General features: G+C 74.6%; 20 protein-coding genes and 1 pseudogene. 12 read left to right on the top strand and 9 right to left on the bottom strand.

Going from position 1 to position 17,040, the window contains the following annotated elements; genetic code table 11:
* The first annotated feature begins 12 nt into the window (after positions 1 to 12).
* Positions 13 to 882 (top strand): PhzF family phenazine biosynthesis protein, encoded by an 870-nt coding sequence (locus AWW66_RS00815; protein ID WP_067359348.1) that lies wholly within the window; start codon positions 13 to 15, stop codon positions 880 to 882.
* A gap of 152 nt (positions 883 to 1,034) precedes the next feature.
* Positions 1,035 to 1,499: a hypothetical protein gene (locus AWW66_RS00810; protein ID WP_396890420.1), complete on the top strand. Its 465-nt coding sequence runs from the start codon at positions 1,035 to 1,037 to the stop codon at positions 1,497 to 1,499.
* 324 nt (positions 1,500 to 1,823) lie between these two features.
* On the opposite strand, the pseudogene AWW66_RS00805 reads toward AWW66_RS00810, so the two are convergent.
* Positions 1,824 to 2,510: pseudogene (locus AWW66_RS00805) on the bottom strand (HAD family hydrolase); the annotation flags it as partial.
* A 130-nt stretch (positions 2,511 to 2,640) separates the two neighbouring features.
* Here AWW66_RS00805 and AWW66_RS00800 point away from each other — a divergent pair.
* Together AWW66_RS00800 and AWW66_RS00795 are read left to right on the top strand one after the other, a co-directional pair.
* Positions 2,641 to 3,561 carry a DMT family transporter gene (locus AWW66_RS00800; RefSeq protein ID WP_211271810.1) on the top strand — a complete coding sequence of 307 codons (921 nt, stop codon included), beginning with the start codon at positions 2,641 to 2,643 and terminating at the stop codon, positions 3,559 to 3,561.
* 99 nt (positions 3,562 to 3,660) lie between these two features.
* Positions 3,661 to 4,083, top strand: a complete 423-nt coding sequence (locus AWW66_RS00795) for a VOC family protein (RefSeq protein ID WP_067359345.1) — start codon at positions 3,661 to 3,663, stop codon at positions 4,081 to 4,083.
* 157 nt (positions 4,084 to 4,240) lie between these two features.
* Here AWW66_RS00795 and AWW66_RS00790 read toward each other — a convergent pair whose 3' ends face one another.
* Positions 4,241 to 5,071 carry an SDR family NAD(P)-dependent oxidoreductase gene (locus tag AWW66_RS00790; RefSeq protein ID WP_169807036.1) on the bottom strand — a complete coding sequence of 277 codons (831 nt, stop codon included), beginning with the start codon at positions 5,069 to 5,071 and terminating at the stop codon, positions 4,241 to 4,243.
* Positions 5,072 to 5,305: 234 nt separating this feature from the next.
* On the bottom strand, positions 5,306 to 5,821 hold the full coding sequence (locus AWW66_RS00785; RefSeq protein WP_067359343.1) for a DUF4190 domain-containing protein: 516 nt from the start codon (positions 5,819 to 5,821) through the stop codon (positions 5,306 to 5,308).
* A gap of 117 nt (positions 5,822 to 5,938) precedes the next feature.
* Between AWW66_RS00785 and AWW66_RS00780 the strand changes: the two genes are divergently transcribed.
* Complete coding sequence (locus AWW66_RS00780; protein WP_067359342.1) at positions 5,939 to 6,844, top strand: SDR family NAD(P)-dependent oxidoreductase; 906 nt, start codon at positions 5,939 to 5,941, stop codon at positions 6,842 to 6,844.
* Positions 6,845 to 6,877: 33 nt separating this feature from the next.
* Here the strand turns inward: AWW66_RS00780 and AWW66_RS00775 are convergent, their stop codons facing one another.
* The 3 genes from AWW66_RS00775 to AWW66_RS00765 all read right to left on the bottom strand — a co-directional run bounded on the left by AWW66_RS00775 (position 6,878) and on the right by AWW66_RS00765 (position 10,057).
* On the bottom strand, positions 6,878 to 7,399 hold the full coding sequence (locus tag AWW66_RS00775; RefSeq protein ID WP_067359341.1) for a DUF4190 domain-containing protein: 522 nt from the start codon (positions 7,397 to 7,399) through the stop codon (positions 6,878 to 6,880).
* A 175-nt stretch (positions 7,400 to 7,574) separates the two neighbouring features.
* A complete protein-coding gene (locus AWW66_RS00770) occupies positions 7,575 to 7,982 on the bottom strand; it encodes a CoA-binding protein (RefSeq protein ID WP_067359340.1) in 408 nt (135 codons plus the stop codon).
* A 26-nt stretch (positions 7,983 to 8,008) separates the two neighbouring features.
* Positions 8,009 to 10,057, bottom strand: a complete 2,049-nt coding sequence (locus AWW66_RS00765; RefSeq protein WP_067359339.1) for an intein-containing Rv2578c family radical SAM protein — start codon at positions 10,055 to 10,057, stop codon at positions 8,009 to 8,011.
* A 92-nt stretch (positions 10,058 to 10,149) separates the two neighbouring features.
* Here AWW66_RS00765 and AWW66_RS00760 point away from each other — a divergent pair, with 92 nt between their 5' ends.
* Entirely contained in the window at positions 10,150 to 10,569 is a 420-nt protein-coding gene (locus AWW66_RS00760) for a thiol-disulfide oxidoreductase DCC family protein (protein ID WP_067359338.1), read from the top strand.
* Between the two features lie 50 nt (positions 10,570 to 10,619).
* Here the strand turns inward: AWW66_RS00760 and AWW66_RS00755 are convergent, their stop codons facing one another.
* The 3 genes from AWW66_RS00755 to trxA all read right to left on the bottom strand — a co-directional run bounded on the left by AWW66_RS00755 (position 10,620) and on the right by trxA (position 12,512).
* Positions 10,620 to 11,570, bottom strand: coding sequence for an HTTM domain-containing protein (locus tag AWW66_RS00755; RefSeq protein ID WP_083978112.1), 951 nt, complete (start codon positions 11,568 to 11,570; stop codon positions 10,620 to 10,622).
* Positions 11,567 to 12,007 (bottom strand): hypothetical protein, encoded by a 441-nt coding sequence (locus AWW66_RS00750; protein ID WP_067359337.1) that lies wholly within the window; start codon positions 12,005 to 12,007, stop codon positions 11,567 to 11,569. Before AWW66_RS00750 ends, AWW66_RS00755 begins: the two co-directional genes overlap by 4 nt.
* A gap of 142 nt (positions 12,008 to 12,149) precedes the next feature.
* Positions 12,150 to 12,512, bottom strand: coding sequence for a thioredoxin (gene trxA / locus AWW66_RS00745; protein ID WP_067359336.1), 363 nt, complete (start codon positions 12,510 to 12,512; stop codon positions 12,150 to 12,152).
* 638 nt (positions 12,513 to 13,150) lie between these two features.
* Between trxA and AWW66_RS00740 the strand changes: the two genes are divergently transcribed.
* The 6 genes from AWW66_RS00740 to AWW66_RS00720 all read left to right on the top strand — a co-directional run.
* Positions 13,151 to 13,687, top strand: coding sequence for a hypothetical protein (locus AWW66_RS00740; protein WP_067359335.1), 537 nt, complete (start codon positions 13,151 to 13,153; stop codon positions 13,685 to 13,687).
* A gap of 53 nt (positions 13,688 to 13,740) precedes the next feature.
* Positions 13,741 to 14,364: a TrmH family RNA methyltransferase gene (locus tag AWW66_RS00735; protein WP_067359447.1), complete on the top strand. Its 624-nt coding sequence runs from the start codon at positions 13,741 to 13,743 to the stop codon at positions 14,362 to 14,364.
* 196 nt (positions 14,365 to 14,560) lie between these two features.
* Entirely contained in the window at positions 14,561 to 15,259 is a 699-nt protein-coding gene (locus AWW66_RS00730) for a DUF6758 family protein (protein ID WP_342671905.1), read from the top strand.
* Between the two features lie 116 nt (positions 15,260 to 15,375).
* The gene (locus AWW66_RS34180; RefSeq protein ID WP_169807035.1) at positions 15,376 to 15,534 is read left to right on the top strand and encodes a hypothetical protein; all 159 of its coding nucleotides are present in this window, start codon (positions 15,376 to 15,378) and stop codon (positions 15,532 to 15,534) included.
* A gap of 6 nt (positions 15,535 to 15,540) precedes the next feature.
* Positions 15,541 to 16,413, top strand: coding sequence for a PH domain-containing protein (locus tag AWW66_RS00725; protein ID WP_067359333.1), 873 nt, complete (start codon positions 15,541 to 15,543; stop codon positions 16,411 to 16,413).
* A 100-nt stretch (positions 16,414 to 16,513) separates the two neighbouring features.
* Positions 16,514 to 17,040: SigE family RNA polymerase sigma factor (locus AWW66_RS00720; RefSeq protein ID WP_157527039.1), on the top strand; the 527-nt coding region annotated here is incomplete at its 3' end.

Below are 17,040 nucleotides of genomic sequence, written 5' to 3'. Positions count from 1 at the left end.
GTGTTTGTCAGCATGTCGACCTTGGCCTACGAGATCGTGGACGTCTTCACCGACCGGCCCTTCGCCGGCAACCCCCTGGCCGTGGTGTTCGGCGCCGACGGGCTCGCCGCGGAGCAGATGCAGGCGCTCGCCCTGGAGTTCAACCTGTCCGAGACGGTGTTCGTGCTGCCACCGACCCACGTCGGGGCCACCTACCGGGCGCGGATCTTCACCCCGACCGCCGAACTGCCCTTCGCCGGGCACCCGAGCGTCGGCGCGGCGGTCACCGCCAGCCGCCGGGGCCTGTTCGACGGGGGACAGGTCACCCAGGAGTGCGGCGCGGGGGTGCTGCCGATCGAGGTGACCGGCGACAGCGCCACGCTGACCGGCGGCATCCCCACGCTCGGCCCCGAGCTGGACCCGGAACCACTGCTGGAGATGGCCGGGCTGACCGCCGACGACCACGCCGGCCCGGCCCCCCGGGTGGCCGGCTGCGGGCTGGAGTTCCCCTACCTCCCGGTCCGCCCGGACGCGGTGGCCCGGGCCCGGGTGAACACGGCGGCGGCACAGCGGTACGGCGTGGAGCATGTCAGCGTCTTCTCCTGGAACGCCGAGGCGCAAACCGCACACGCCCGGGTCTTCGTCCCCGGACTCGGGGTGCCGGAGGACCCGGCGACCGGTTCGGCCGCGCTCGGGCTGGGGGTCTGGCTGGTGGCCAGCGGCCTGCTCCCCGGTGACGGCCGCTCCGCGTACCTGGTCCACCAGGGCGTCGAACTGAACCGCCCCTCCTCGCTGGCCTGCACGGTCACCGCCGCCGGCGGCACGGCGCTCGGCGCCACCGTCACCGGCCAGGTCGTCCCGATCGCCCGGGGCGAGATCGTCGTCCCACCCTTCCTCGGCTGAGGTGCAAGGAAGGGCCCCCTGTTAACGCTTCCGGTAGAGGAAGGGGCCCCTGTTAACACTCGGGGCCGACAGCGCCCCCGCCGGTACGGGAGGATGCACGGGTGACTGACGAGCTGGCCGGGCGCAGCACGACGCCACTGGTCGACGAGGCGATGAAGAAGGCCGCCGTGGCCTGGGTGAATGTGCCCGGCGGCCCGGCGTACGCGGTGTGGTGCCTGCCCCTGGAGGGTGCCCTATTCGTGGTCAGCGGGCCGGGGGAGCAGCGCGCCCCGGGGCTGGCCGACGCCGACCGGGCCGAGGTGACCCTGCGCGGTGACCACGGCGGGCGGATCGTGACCTGGCCGGCCCGGGTGACCCGGGTGCGGCCGGGCACCGACGCCTGGGAGACGGCCGCCCCGCTGGTCGCGGCGAAGCGGCTGAACGCCCCCGGCCCCACCGCCGACCTGGTGGCGCGCTGGGCCGCCGAGGGGTGTGCGCTGAGCCGGCTGTCACCGGAGGGGGAGCCGGTCGCCGGGGACGCGCTGCCGGACGGCTCCCTGGCCGAACCGCCACGGGACGCCCCGCCGGTCCGGGCGACCCGCCGGCCGTTCCGGCTGCACCGGGTCCGGCGTCGCTGAAACGGCACCGCCCCGGCCGCCGCCCACACCGCCCAGGTCAACGCCCGCCCCGTCCGGCACAACGGCCGTCCCGCCTGGTGCGGAGCCCGTCCCGCCCGGCGTGAAGGCCGCACCGGCCGGCGTGAGGGCCGTCCCGCCGGGCACGGGGGCCGTCCCGCCTGGCGCGGAGGCCGTCCCGCCGGGTACGGCGGACGCACCGGCCGGCGTGAAGGCCGTCCCGGCCGGCGTGAAGGCCGGGACGGCCAGCGCGGAGGTCGGGCTGCCGGGGGTGTGGCGGGCTGCGAGGGCGGTCGGCCGGTCGGGCGGGTGCCGGGCCGGACCGCGCGGCGCGGGGGTGACGAGGTCGACGACCTCGGCCAACGATCGCAGGACCGGGCCGGGCCAGGCGTGCTCGGGGTTGAACACCAGGTGCCCGGCCAGGTCGGGCGAGGCCAGCCGGAACGCGGTCAGCCCGGCCCGTTGCGCCCCGGTCAGTTCCTGGCTGCCGCCGTCCCCGACGTACAGGCAGCGCTCGGGGGGCAGCCCGAGTCGCCGGCAGGCGGCCAGGTAGAGCGCCGGATCGGGTTTGCAGCGCCCGAACTGCACCGAGAGCACCCGGACGTCCAGCAACGGCGCGACCGCCAGGTGGGGCAGGAAGGCGGGCAGCTCGTGGGTGCAGTCGCTGATCAGTCCGGTACGGATGCCCCGACCGCGCAACGCGGCCAGGGTGGACACCGCGTCGGCCCGGAGCCGGGTGTCGGCCCGTACCGCCCAGTGCCGGGTCACCATGGCCGCGCGCAGCGCCCCGTCGGACGGGTGGACGCCGGCCTGGGCGCAGACCCAGCGCAGGGTGGCCTCCGCGCCGCCCAACCGCCCGCTGGCGCGTTCGTAGAAGGTGCGGTCCAGCACCTCGACCAGCCGGTCGGTGGAGCAGCCGAGCAGTTCGGCGGTGCAGCGGTGCGCGGGACCGCGCTGGACGGGATGGGTGAGGGTGCCGAAGAAGTCGAACAGCACCGCCTGGAATCTGGGCATGCGAAAGGGCTCCGGGCGTCGAGGGGGAGGGTCGCCGGACGGGAAAGATCGTAACCGAGCGGTCGCCCTCCGTGTCGTGTGAGGATTGCACTCCGTGCCATCCGCGCAATCCCGCCCGCCCCTCGACCCGATGACCACGGGGGCGCTCGCCCTCGCCGTCATCGCGGTCTCCTCCTCGGGGCCGCTGGTCGTGTTCGCCGCCGTCCCGGCGCTGGCGGTCGCGTTCTGGCGGAACCTGCTGTCGCTGGCCGTCCTCGGGCCGTACTCCCTGGTCCTGCGGCGGCGCGAGTTCCGTGCCCTGGTGCGCGGGCCGGGCCGGCGGGAGGGGTTGTTCTGCGTGCTCTCCGGGGTGGCGCTCGCCGCCCACTTCGCCACCTGGATGCCGAGCGTGCAGTTCACCTCGGTGGCGGTGGCCACCGCCCTGGTCGCCACCCAGCCGGTGTGGCAGGGCGTGATCGCGCGGGTCCAGGGCCGCCGGCTGCCGGGCCTGGTCTGGGCGGGCATCGGCCTGGCCGTGGCCGGCGCGGTCCTCGCCTCCGGCGCCGACTTCGGCGTCTCCGCGCGGGCCTTCGCCGGGGACCTGCTCGCGGTGGCCGGCGGCCTCTTCGCGGCGATCTACACCGCCCTCGGTGAACGCGCCCGGGTCAGCATCAGCACCACCACCTACACCACCATCTGCTACGGCGTCTGCGCCCTGATCCTGCTGGTGGTCTGCCTGGTCGGCGGGCTGCCGCTGGCCGGGTACGACCCTGCCGCCTGGGCCGCCATCCTCGGTCTGGTGGCCGGCGCCCAACTGCTCGGTCACTCGATGTTCAACTACGCGCTGCGCCGGGTCTCGGCCACCACGGTCAGCGTGCTGATCCTGCTGGAGGTTCCGGGCGCCGCCCTGATCGCCTGGGTGTGGTTGGGGCAACTGCCCCGGCCGTTGGCCCTGCCGGGGCTGGCCCTGCTGCTGGCCGGCGTCGTCGTGGTGGTCGTCGGTAGCGCCCGCGCCGGCCGCCGGGTCCCGCCGGTGGCGGTCCCGGCGGATCCCGCCCCGCTCCGCGACTGACCCGCCGCCGCCCCGCCAACGGCCTGCCGCCGGCCTGCCGACGGGCCGCGAGCGGTCCGGCGGCGCGAATCTGTCGGTCGGTCCGGTTACGGTACGTCCATGGCGTACGACTTCCAGGTCACCATCGACGCGGCCGATCCGCACCCCCTCGCCGACTGGTGGGCGGAGACGCTCGGCTGGGAGGTGGAGCCCTCCGACGAGGCGTTCATCCGCCGGATGATCGAGCAGGGCTGGGCCGGCGAGGAGGACACCACCGTGCACCGTGGGGTGCTGGTCTGGCGGTCCGGCGCCGCGATCGTGCACCCGGAGTCCGGCCAGCGGGTGCTCTTCCAGCAGGTTCCCGAGGCCAAGACGGTGAAGAACCGGGTCCACCTGGACGTCCGGGTGGGAGCCGACCGGGTCGAGGCCGAGGTGGCGCGGCTGACCGAACGCGGGGCGACCTTCCTGCACCGGGGGCAGCAGGGGCCGCAGTCCTGGGCCACCCTCGCCGACCCCGAGGGCAACGAGTTCTGCGTGGCCTGACCGGCGTGGATGCCGCCCCGCCGGTCCCGGGCCAGCACCGCCGGTTTCGGGCCAGCACCGCCGTGCCGGTTCGGCAGCACCGCCCCGCCGGCCGACCCGGGCCGACACCGCCCCGCCGGCAAACCGGGGCCCAGCACCGCCATGGCGGTCCGGGCGCTCAGCCGGGGAGTCCCACCGCTCGGGCGCTGGCCGTCCAGAGCCGCGCGGCCAGGTCCGGGTCGGTCGCCTTGCGGAAGGCCCGGTGCCGCCGCCGGTTGTAGTGGTACCCGCCGTTGGTCAGCCGGGCCGGGTCCTGGCAGGCCAGCCAGAGCAGCGTCTCCGCGCCCCGCTCGGGGGTGCGGAAGGGCAGCACCCGCATGCCGAGGGCGACCAGCGGGCTGTCCGACCCGAACCGGGTCCGTACCACGCCGGGGTGGAAGGAGTACGCCGGCACGTCCGGCCAGCGCCGGGCCGCCTCGGCGGTGAAGAGGATGTTCGCCTGCTTGCTGGTGCCGTACGCGCGCATCGGCCGGTACCGGCGCAGGGCGGCGTTGAGGTCGTCCGGGTCCAGGACGCCGCTGCGGTGCGCGCCGGAGGCGGTCACCACCATCCGCCCGACCCGGTCGGCCAGCAGGTTGCTGAGCAGGAACGGGGCGAGGTGGTTGGCCTGCATGGTCAGCTCGAACCCGTCGACGGTGCGGACGGGGCGCAGCACGATCGCCCCGGCGTTGTTGGCCAGCACGTCGATCCGGTCGTACGCGGCGCGCAGCCGCTCGGCGAGCCCACGGACGTCGTCGAGGACGGCGAAGTCGGCGCGGAACAGTTCCGGCTGCTCGCCGGCCGCCTCCCGGACCTGTTCCCCGGCGGCCCGCAGCCGGGCCGGGTCCCGCCCGACCAGCGCCACCCGGTCGCCCCGACGGGCCAGGGCCACGGCGGCGGCGAGCCCGATGCCGGAACTGGCCCCGGTCACCACCACGAGCCGCTGCCGCCGCCCAGTGAGATCTTCCACAGGTCCGTCCACCCCGGTCATGGCGTGAGGCTACCGTGACGGCACCACGACCCTTGCGGTCGTGAAGTGCCGAGAGCGGGTCCGAGGGCGTCGAGCCGACGTACCCGGCCCATGACGCGTACCTTGTCGTTCACCCCGCCGCAGTGACGCGGCCCGGTGCGGCCCGGCGGGGTGCCGACCGGCGACCCGCCGGGGACGCCACGCCCCCGGCCGTCCGACGGCGCCGCGGGACGGTCAGGGAGAGGTGCTGGTGGACGAGGCGATCGCGAAGATGATCGCGGCGGCGTAGAAGAGCACACCCAGCACGATCAGCGCGGTGAGGATCCAGCCGACGATGATGGCGGCCTTCGCCGTCCCCTCGCCGCCCTCGCCGGTCTGCCGGATCTGCTTCAGCGCGACGTGCCCGAGGATCGCGCCGATCGGCGCGGTGACGCAGGAGGCGAAGCCGACCAGGGAGAGGATCAGGGCGGCCACCGCCATGTTGTTCGTGCGGGGGGCGGGCGGGCCGTAGCCGTAGCCGGGCGCGGCGTACGGGGCCGGACCGGCCGCCGGGTACCCGCCGGCGGAGTACCCCGCCCCGCCCAGGTACGGGTCGGCCGGCGCGTACGGGTCCTTGCTCACCGGCTCGGCGGCGAAGGGCTGGCCGGAGGCGTGGTACAGGGGATCGGCCGGGGGTGTCGACTGTGGCTGCTGGGGTGAGGCCGACCAGGTCGGGTCCGGCCAGTTGTCGGGAGGCGAGGGGTTCGTCATGTTCTCTCCGTCACGTGCGGCTGCGCCGTCAGGGTAGCCAGCCACAGGCAAACCCCGATCACCGCGCCACCGGGTGCCGCGTTGCCCACGCCGTCCCGACCGGGCAGGATCGCGGTCATGGCGATTGACGCGCGGGCCGGGGAGCGTTCCGGCAGCCGACCGAGGCGGGACGCGAGCCGCCCCGGCTTCGCCCGGCGCACCCGGGCCACGGGCCCGGCGGGCGGGCCGGGACACGACGAGCCGGTGCCGCTGCCCGACCCGGTGACCATGCGGCTCGACGGGAAGGTCGCCCTGGTCACGGGGGCGGGCAGCGCGGACGGGATCGGGTACGCGACCGCGCGTCGCCTCGCCGACCTCGGTGCCCGGGTGGCGATCGTCTCCACCACCCGGCGGATCCACGAGCGGGCCGGCGAACTGGGGGTGACCGGTTTCGTCGCCGACCTGACCGACGAGTCGGAGGTCGGTGCCCTCGCCGACGCGGTCACCGAGCAGCTCGGCGACGTCGAGGTGCTGGTCAACAACGCCGGCCTGGCCAGCCGGGCCAGCCCGGAGGTGCTCCGCCCGGTGGCCCAGCTCAGCTACGACGAGTGGCGGGGCGAGATCGACCGGAACCTGACCACCGCGTTCCTGTGCAGCCGGGCCTTCATCGGCGGGATGGCCGAGCGGGGCTGGGGGCGGATCGTGAACCTGGCCGCCACCGCCGGCCCGGTCAACGCGCTGCCCACCGAGGCGGCATACGCGGCGGCGAAGGCGGGGGTGGTCGGGCTGACCCGGGCGCTGGCGATGGAGATGATCGCCGACGGGGTGACCGTCAACGCGGTCGCCCCGGGGACGATCCACACCGCCGCCTCCACGATGGCCGAGATCAAGCAGGGGCTCGGTACCCCGGTCGGCCGCCCCGGCACGCCCGACGAGGTGGCCGCCGCGATCACCTTCCTCTGCTCGCCGGCCGCCTCGTACATCACCGGGCAGATGCTGGTGGTCGACGGCGGCAACAGCGTCCGGGAGTCCGAGTTCCGCTGACCCGTCCGCCGGCTCGCGGCGGAACGGGCCGGCTCAGCGGTACGAGCCGGTGCCGCTGTCGGTGCCGGCCCAGACGACCAGGGCGATCCAGCCGAGACAGGCGAGCACGTACAGCGCGGTGAAGACGTAACCGAGGATCAGTCCCCAGGTGGCGAGCTGGTCGCCCGCCTCGCCGGTGCGCCGGATCTGCCGCCTGGCGACGTGCCCGAGGACGATCCCGGCGGGGGCGAAGACGAAGGCGAAGACCAGCGCCAGGATCGCCGCCACGTTCGTCCCGTGCCGGGGCGGCTCCGGTGGCGGCCCGTACTGCCCGTACGGCACCTGGGGGGCGTACGACGGCTGGTGGCCGTAGTGCCCGCCCGGCTCGGTCGCGTGCGGCCCCGGACCCGGGTACGACCCCGACCCGGCCCAGCCGGGGGCCGGCTCCCACCGGGGGCCCGGATCGGCCGGTGGCGGCCCGAGGCCGGGCGGGAGGGGTGGCTCGTACGGCGACGGCGGCTGCTCCGCGCCGGCCGGTTCCTGGCCGGGCCGGTCGGGCGGCGGTGGTTGGCTCATCGGTTCACCCCTTGCGGCGTACGACCTGTGGCGACGGGCCCTCCCCCTGCCGGACGCTACCGGGCGCGGTGGAGCTTGTCAGGGCGGTTGCGCCGACCGGCGGGGTGACCGGTGAGGAAAGGCCCCGGTCAACGCATCCGGTGGTGGCAGGGGCCCCTTCTCGACCTTCCGGGCGTCAGGGCAGCCGGGTCAGGTTGGCGGCGGCGCGTTCCACGATCAGGCAGCGGTCCTCGACGTAGTCGACGCCGGCCTCCTCGGCGATCCGGCGGGCCTCCGCCGAGACGATCCCGAGCTGCAACCACACCGCCGGCGCGCCGATCGCCACCGCCTGGCGGACCACCTCGACCGCGTCGGCCGCCGGCCGGAACACGTCGACCAGGTCGACCGGGTGCGGGATGTCGGCCAGCGTCGGGTACGCCCGCTCGCCGAAGAGCTCGTCGACGGTCGGGTTCACCGGGATGATCCGCCAGCCGTACCGCTGCATCTGCGCGGGCACCCGGTGCGCGGCCTTGGCCGGGTCACGGGAGGCGCCCACCACGGCGATCACGGCGGCGTCGGCGAGGATCTGTCGAGCGGTACGCACCCCGCGACTCTAGCCTCCCGGGCCGCTCAGAGCAGGGTGAGTTGCTCGGGCGCCGCCCCGGCGGGCGGCTCGGGCGGCCGGTGGTCGTCGCCGGCCGCGACCCGGTGCAGCCCGTGCCGGCGGGCGGCGATCCGGACCCGCGCGGTCACCTCCCGCTGGTACGCCTGCGGCGCGTACGCCCCCGACCGGTACAGCTGCCGGTACCGGGGCACCAGCCGGGGGAACTCCCGGGCCAGCCAGTGCGCGTACCACTCGCGGGCGCCGGGGCGCAGGTGCAGGGCGAGCGGCGTCACGCTGGTCGCCCCGGCGGCGGCGATCGCCGCGACGGTGCGCTCGATCGACTCGTCGTCGTCGGTCAACCCGGGCAGGACCGGGGCCATCAGCACCCCCACCGGCAGGCCGGCGTCGGTCAGCGCCCGGACGGCGTCCAGCCGCCGGCGTGGGCTCGGCGTGCCCGGCTCGACCGCCCGCCACAGCGCCTCGTCGACGAAGCCCACCGAGTACGCCAGGCCGACCCGGGTCACCTCGGCGGCCTGGCGCAGCAGCGGCAGGTCCCGCAGGATCAGCGTCCCCTTGGTCAGGATCGAGAAGGGGTTGGCGAAGTCCCGCAGCGCCTCGATGATCGGCGGCATCAACCGGTACCGCCCCTCGACCCGCTGGTAGCAGTCCACGTTGGTGCCCATCGCGACCGGCGCGCCCCGCCACTTCGGCGCGGCCAGCTCCCGCCGGAGCAACTCGCCCGCGTTGACCTTGACGACCACCTTCCGGTCGAAGTCCGCGCCCGCGTCGAGGTCGAGGTAGGTGTGACTGTTGCGGGCGAAGCAGTTGTGGCTCACCACGCCGTCGGCGATGAAGTCGCCGGTGCCGGTGGTGAGGTCCCACAGCGGCAGCGCCAGGCCGAGCGGCTCGATCCGGACCACCCGGAGATCGCCCGCGCACTTCAGCGCGGCCCCCTCGATCGACCGCGGGCGGGTGGCGGCGGGATCGGTGAGGTGGAAGAACCGGAGCCGGGCGGGCAACCCGCCGGTCAGCCGGACCTGCCGGAGCCGCGTCGGCGCGCGGGGCTCCTCCCGGACCCAGGTGAAGCCGAACCGGCGCAGCCCGGCGGTGACCCGCTCGACGGTGGCGTCGTCGCGGGCACCGATGCGCAGCACCCCCTGGCGGCAACTGCCCCGGGCGTCGAAGGCGCCGGCCAGGAAGCCGAGCCACCAGCCGTCCGCCGGCTGCGCCGGCCACCGGGCCAGCTCGGTCACCGTCTCGCCGCCCGGCTGCCCGGTGACGACGACCGTGGCCGTCGCCGGCCGGCCCGGTGCGGTCGGACCGCCGGCCGGGCGGCGGGCGCGTACGCCCTCCCCGGCGAGGAAACGTGCGCTGCGGTCGGCGGCCTCGTCGTCGGCCAGGGTCAGCCGGACGCGGCCGTCCCCAGTGTCGGCGACGCCGGCCGCGCCCAGCACCGCGCAGAGGTACCCCCGGCGGTAGCCGGGTGACGGCTTCGGCGGGGCCGTGAAGCGACCGGTACCGAGCAGCCGGTTGCTGGTGGTCAGCCGGGGCCGCCGGGCGTTGCCGGGCGGGCCGGCGGCGACGTACTTCCAGCCGCGTTCGGTGAGGAACCGGTGGTCGCCCCCGGCGACGAGGCTGGTGCCGTCGGCGAGGGTCACCCGGTAGGCGGGTTTCACGGTCGACCACGCGTCGAGGACGGTGGTGACGACGTACCGGCGGTAGGTGCCGCACCGCCGGGTGCCGTAGATCCGGTCGCCCGGCCGCACCGCCTCGATCGGCTTCGTCCGGCCGTCGGCCATCAGGATCGGGGTGTCGCCGGAGAGGCAGTAGACGCAGGCGTGGCTGCACCCCCGGTACGGGTTGACCGTCCACTGGAACGGCACCCGGGAGGTGCCGGGCACCCGGTTGAGGATCGACTTCGCGCGCACCTCGTAGAAGGTCATCCCGGCGAAGCCGGGGGTGTCGAAGGTGCGCGCGACCGCGCCGGGCAGCGCCAGCGGCAGGGGTGGAGTCGCCGGCGCCGACCCGTCGGGAAGCCCCTCGTCCGGGGGAGCGGAGAGGTTCTCCCAGCGCATGGGGCCTAGTCGAACACGTGTACGAACGAAGCGCAAGTGACGCGCCGAACACCCCTGCCGCACCCGGTGCTCCGGGGTGCAGGATGGGAGTCATGGAGACGTCGACCTTCGTCTACGACGGCGACTGCGCGTTCTGCACCCGCTGCGCCCAGTTCGCCGAGCGCCGCATCCCCACCCGGGCGCGGCTGCTGCCCTGGCAGTTCGCCGACCTCGACAGGCTCGGGTTGGCGGAGGCCGACTGCGACACGGCGGTGCAGTGGGTGGGCGCGGACGGGTCGCGGGCCGCCGGCCCGGACGCCATCGCCCGGCTGCTCGGCGACAGCACCCCGTTCTGGCGGGTCGCCGGGGCCGGCCTGCGCTTCCCGCCGGTCCGGCTGGTGGCCTGGCCGGTGTACCGCTGGGTGGCCCGCAACCGGCACCGGATGCCCGGCGGCACCGCCGCCTGCTCGCTGCCCCAGGAGGCCCGGGAGCGCCTCTACGGCCCGACCGGGCGGCCCACGGCCGACTCCTGACCCGCCGCCCCCCACGGCCTCCTGGGCCGTCGCGTCGCCCTGACGGGCTCCTACACCGCCGGGTTGCCCCGGACAGGCTCGTGCGCCGTCCCGCGGTCCCGGGCGGGTTCCGGGACGGTCGTGCCGTCCCCGCTCGGTGCGGGTGACGCCGCTGCGCGGTCGGTCGCGCCGGGGCGCGGCCGGGTGACGAGCCGGCGGGCCCAGACGACCGGCCGGACCCGCTCCAGCGGCAGGAAGCTGGCCATCGCGACCAGGTGCGGCGCGAACGAGATGGTGATCGTCGCCATGGTCACCAGGTGGAACGAGTAGAAGAAGCCGACCGTGGCCAGCCGCCAGCGTTCCCGCAGCACGAAGACCACCGGGCTGAGCAGCTCGAAGGCGACGATCCCGATCTGGGCGACGATCAGCAGGTACGGCACCTGGGCGATCAGGTCGGCCAGCTCGGTGCCGCGCCGGATGATCGCGCGGGCCAGCACGGAGCCGGTCAGCCAGTCCAGCCCGCCGAAGCGCAGCTTCGCCCAGGCGGCCAGGAAGTACGTGCAGATCACCGCGATCTGGGTGACCCGCAGCGCCCAGCCGCCCGCCTCGGTGCGGGTCGGGTCGCCGTGCCGGGCCCGGCCGACGGTGGGCAGCACGGCCAGCGCGACGAGCAGGGCGAACCGGTCGTGGTCCACCTTCCCGTAGCTCATCGCGATGATCATCCACTGGAAGTAGAGCAGGAAGACCGGCCAGCCGAGCAGCCTCGGCGCCCGCCCGGACGCGGCGAGCAGGGCCAGCCCCAGCAGCGCCCAGAAGATCACCGAGACCAGGGCGGCGGTCGGGGTGGGCAGTGGCAGCACCCGACCGATGAACAGCGGCTGGTACAGCTCACCGGGCACGCTGACCCGGGTCCGTACCCACGGGGTGAAGAAGACCAGGTCGGCCGCGACGAAGAGGTAGACCAGGGTGCGGAAGGCGGCCACCCGGCCCCGGGGGACCGGCTCGGTCAACCAGCGGATCATCCGGTCGCCTGCCAGCGGACCACCGTCTCGTCGGTGTACCGGCCGGTGGGCCGGCCGTCGACGATGCCGTGCCAGCGGATGACAATGCGTACCTCGGCCAGCTCCGGCGCGTCGGGGTGCCGTTCGGCGTACGCGTCGGCCACCTCACGGAGCCGCGCGGGCTCGGCGACGTACCGGCTCTGCTGGCCCTCGATCTCGGCCCGGCGGATGCCGGTGGCGTCCTGACCGAGTTCGATCAGGCTGCCGGTGCGGTCGACGCCCTCCACCCGGGTGTCCGGCGCGGGGCGGTCGGGCGGGTTGGACGTGGCGTACATCCGGAACGGCCCGAACGGGAAGTGGTCGTCGCTGCCCCAGACGGTGCCGGCCAGCAGGACGGCGAGGCCGAGTGCGGTGGCACCCACGCGGATCGCCCGGCCCCGGGTGGTCAGTGTCTCCATCGGCTGGTGACCATACTCGGTACGCAGCCGGGTCCGGTACGGCCGTTCGGCCGGTTTGTCCCCGTCTTCCTCCCCGGCCGGCCCCGGTACGCAGCCGGGCCGGACCCCGGTGCGGGGTCCGGCCCGGCTGCGGCGGTGCGGGTCAGTGCTTGTGCTCGGCCAGCTGCTTGCGGACCTGCTCCATGTCCAGCGCCTCGACCTGCTCGATTAGGTTCTCCAGGGCGGACTCGGGCAGGGCGCCCGGCTGGGCGAAGACGATCACGCCGTCGCGGATCGCCATGACGGTCGGGATGGAGCGGATCTCGAACTTGGCGCCGAGCTCCTGCTGCGCCTCGGTGTCGACCTTGCCGAAGACGATGTTCGGGTGCTTCTCCGAGGAGCGCTCGTAGACCGGGGCGAACCGCTTGCACGGACCGCACCACTCGGCCCAGAAGTCGACCAGCACGATGCCGTCCTTGCCGGTCACCTCGTCGAAGTTCGTCGTGGTCAGCTCAACGGTTGCCATTGCACTCTCTCCGATCACCGCAGATTCGCGTACGTCCCCTGGAACGACGGAGGGTCCTCCCGGCATTCCCGACCACGTGGCGACGAAACGCCGAGCAGTCGTCGGGCGACCCTCCGAAGTATCGACATACATCTGTCATGCGTGGATCGGCCGATCGCAAGTGCAGTGCGCAATTGCGTGACCACCCGTGATGGGAGCGTTTCCACCCCGTTAACCACCCTGACCTGCTACGACCCGGTAACTTCTGCGTTGACAAGGGTTGATGCGAGCTGCGGAGATCGCCTGTGAGGTGGATCTCCGTGACTCTCAGTATTGTTACGAAAAGATAAATGTGACCTCGGTCTCTGTTGGTCCCGCGCCCCGCTGAGGCAGAATCTTCCCCATCAGAGCGTGGGCGGCGGGTGCCGGGGAGGGCCCCGCCGCTCATTGCGTCTCCCCCCGGTCGGGCGTCGGAGCAACCCTGTCGGTGTGACATTTCCGCGCGGTACCCCGTCGTGCTGACGGTGGTGCCCCGTCGCGCCGGCTTTCCCGCCCGGGGCCGGGCGCGCGACCCCGCCCGCCGCCGTTCCCGCTGGCCACTTGGCGCGGGACGGCTCCGGCGGGCGGCCCGGCGCATATGCTGACGCCGGAGGTCGCCCATGAGCCACTCCGTCGCCGGGGAACCACCCGCAGCCGGCCGCCCCGCCGGGCCGCCGGCCGCCGCCGGCTACCGCGCCGCCGAGTGGGACCTGCTCACCGGCCTGCCCGGCCGGGTCGTGGTGGTCACCACCGCGCCCGCACCCGGTCGGGCCGACCGGGGCGTCCCGGCGGGGCTGGCCGGCCTGGACGCGGTGGCCGCCGGCCGGGCCTTCGACAGCGACCTGGTCCGGGCCGTGGTCGCCGCCATCTACGCCCGCCCCGACGCGCCCCCGCCGGCCGGCGCACGCCCCGCCGACGTGGTGGACCTGCTGGCCGCCTGCCGGGCCGTGGTCCGGGTGCTCGACCGCCGGGCCGACCCCGCCGACTCGGCCGCGTACCGGCAGTGGGTGCAGTCGGTGGCCGCCCGGGTCTGCCGGGCCGTCCCCGCCGTCGACCGGGCGCCGTCGCCGTTCGGGCCGCCCGGTTCCGCCGTCCGGCTCAGCCCGGCCGACCAGCGGTTCCTGGACCGGCTGGGCAGGGCCCTGGGGCTGCGCTGAGCGGCGACCCGTACCCTCTTGAGACCGTGACCGGTGAGCATCCTCCTGTGACCGTGACCGGTGAGCAGCTCGACGTCGGCGTCGGCCCCTGGCCCGGCGAGCCGCCGGCCGACCCCCGCTACGACCCGGAGCTGCTCGTCGCCGGCGACCGGCGCAACGTCGTCGACCGGTACCGGTACTGGCGGCGGGAGGCGGTCGTGGCCGACCTGGACCGGCGTCGGCACGACTTCCATGTGGCCATCGAGAACTGGCAGCACGACCTCAACATCGGCACGGTGGTCCGCAACGCCAACGCCTTCCTCGCCGCCGAGGTGCACATCGTCGGCCGTCGCCGGTGGAACCGGCGGGGCGCCATGGTGACCGACCGCTACCAGCACGTCCGGCACCACGAGACGATCGAGGAGTTCGTCGGCTGGGCGGCGGGGGAGGCGCTGCCCGTGGTCGGCATCGACAACCTGCCCGGCTCCCGCCCGCTGGAGACCACCACCCTGCCGCGCCGCTGCGTGCTCCTCTTCGGCCAGGAGGGGCCGGGGCTGTCCGATCCGGCCCGCGCCGCCTGCGACCAGCTCTTCTCCATCGCCCAGTACGGCTCGACCCGCTCCATCAACGCGGGGGTGGCCAGCGGGATCGCGATGCACGCCTGGATCCGCGCCCACGCCGGCCCGCCGCCGGGCTAGCGCGACCGGCCCACCACCGGGCTCGACCGGCCGGGCTGCTCCGCCGGGCCGGCTCCGCCGGGCTGCCACCGGGCTGAATCGGCCGGGGGCTGGCTCCGCCGGGCTGAATCGGCCGGGCTGGTCCGGCGGCCCCGCCGCCGGGGCGGATTCGTCCGCTCGGCTTGACGGGGCGCTCCGATAGGAGAACGGTGGAGTTGTGAGTGTCGCGGTGAGTTGTCCACGATGCGGCGGGTCGGTCCGGCCCCCGGACCTGATGCACCCCGAGTCACGCTGTCTCAGTTGCGGCCCGGTCCCGCCGTTGCACGTGCCGGCGCACATCGGAGCCGAGATCGTGGCGAGCGTCGTCGAGCGGATCGCCGCCGACCTGGACCCGCCCGGCCGCCCCGGCGTGCCGCTGTGGTGCCCCTGGCCGCTGCCGACCGGCTGGACGCTGACCGGCGTGGCGTACGCCGGTGACGACCGGACCGGGGTCCGGGCCACCGCGGTGGCCTGCGCCGGGCCGGCGCCGCTCGGCGGCGGACCGGCCGACGTGGTCTTCGTCGCCGAGGAGCCCGGGGTCGGTCTCGGCACCCGGCTGGCCGGGACGGTCGGCCCTGATCCGGGGCCCGAACTGGTCGAGGCGTTGTCCGACCCCGGTCCCCGCCACCCCGAGCACCACAGCACCGCGAAGATCAAAGTGGCCGGTCACCCGACTCCACTCTGGCCGGTGACGTCATCGGCCGATCGCAGCGCGTACGCCGGCGAGGCTCGGGGAATGTGGCTTCATGCGATAGCCTGGCCGGCGAGCGCGGGGCATCTGCTCGCGGAGGACGTGGTACTGCACGACCTGACCGAGTGGACGCCACCCGAGCTCGTGTACGGCGCACCGTCTCCGTACCTGCAGGGGAGGGCTTGACAAACCTCCCCGGGTGTCGGAGAAAGGACGCAGATATTCACTGTACGACACCTTACTGATACTGTGGGTGCCGCTGCGGTAATGGACCCGGCGCCGCGCGAGAGGATGGGACCGCCATGGTCAAGAAGGTTCTCACCTGGGCCGGTATCGCGTTCCTGGTTTTCTTCGTCGCCTACCGACCGAACTCCGCGGCGGACGTCTTCAAGTCGCTCGGTGGCGGCATCGTGGACATCGCTGAGGGCTTCGGCGACTTCTTCACCAGCATCGTCGCCTAGCCGCCGATGGGTAGCCCCTCGGGTCCACCCTTCGACCCTGACGACCCTGACCGGGCACGCCGCGAGGGGGACACCGAGCCGATCCCCCGGTACCGGGACGACGGCCCGGACCCCACCGCCGGGCCCGGTGACCGCCCGGTCTTCTCCGACGACATCGGGTACGGCGATCCGGACCCGTACGCCGGGGAGGGGCGCTCCGGGCGGGCCTGGGTCCGTGATCCCGAGGCCGGCTACCAGCCCCCCAGCATCTCCGAGGAGGAGTTGGCCGGCCTGCGGGTCGACGCCTCCGGGATGCCGCTCGGCCCGCGCCGGGTGCTGCCCCTGGAGGACGAGCCCAGCTCGCTGGTCGCCCGCTACCTCTTCCCCACCGAGCGGTACCGGGGCGAGTGGAAGCGGCACTGGATCCACCTCACCACCCCGATCCTGGTCGGCGTGGCCGCCACCTTCGTGCTCGGCTACCTCTCCGGCTTCCTCGCCGGGCAGGACGTGGGCGCGCTGACCACCGTCGCGGTGCTGGTCTGGTTCGCGGTGATGGGCTGGGTCGCCTGGCGGGTCGCCGACTGGTGGTACGACCGGTTCATCCTGACCAACAAACGGGTGATGGTGGTGAACGGCATCATCACCCGCAAGGTCGCGATGATGCCGCTGGCCCGGGTCACCGACATGAAGTACGAGCAGAGCCCCACCGGCCGGGCCCTCAACTACGGCACCTTCGTGCTGGAGTCCGCCGGCCAGGACCAGGCGCTCCGCGAGATCAAGAACCTGCCCAACCCGAACGAGCTGTACCTGCGCGTCGTCGAGGAGATGTACGAGCCGCAGGCGGTCGAGGCGCGGCTGGGCAAGGAGGCCGACGAGGCGAAGGCCGACGACGGCGCCTGAAGGTTGTCGTCCGAACATCGGAGCAACTGCGAACCATCCGCCGTCGACCGGGCCGGCCCGGTCGTGACAGCCTCGGTACGACGGGGTGCGGAGGTGTGCGGTGGCGAGCAGGGACCCGCTGGAGGAGGAGTTCCGGGAGTTCGTCGCGGCCCGCTCCGGTGCGCTCCTGCGCACCGCGTACCTCCTCGCCGGGGACTGGGCCACCGCGGAGGACCTGTTGCAGACGGCGCTGACCAAGACGTACCTGGCCTGGCGGCGGCTCGGCGGGATCGACGCGGTCGAGCCGTACGCCCGGCGGGTGCTGGTCAACACCTCCACGAGCTGGTGGCGGCGGCGCTGGCACGGTGAGCGGCCGACCGACGTGCTGCCGGAGTCCGCGGCGGTCGACGAGATGGAGCAGCAGCTCGACCGGGACGTGCTCTGGCGGCACCTGCGGGCGCTGCCGAACCGGCAACGGGCGGTGCTGGTGCTGCGCTACTACGAGGACCTGTCGGAGGGGCAGACGGCGGCCCTGCTCGGCATCTCGGTCGGCACGGTGAAGAGCCAGACCGCCCGCGCCCTGTCCACCCTGCGCCGCCGCCTGGGCGACCAGGCGCTGCCCGAGCTGTCGGCCGTCCCGGCCCCCCG

Source organism: Micromonospora rosaria (assembly GCF_001567585.1).
Taxonomy (GTDB): Bacteria; Actinomycetota; Actinomycetes; order Mycobacteriales; family Micromonosporaceae; genus Micromonospora; species Micromonospora rosaria.
Note: the sequence above shows the minus strand (reverse complement) of the source record. Positions and strands in the feature narration are given on the sequence as shown.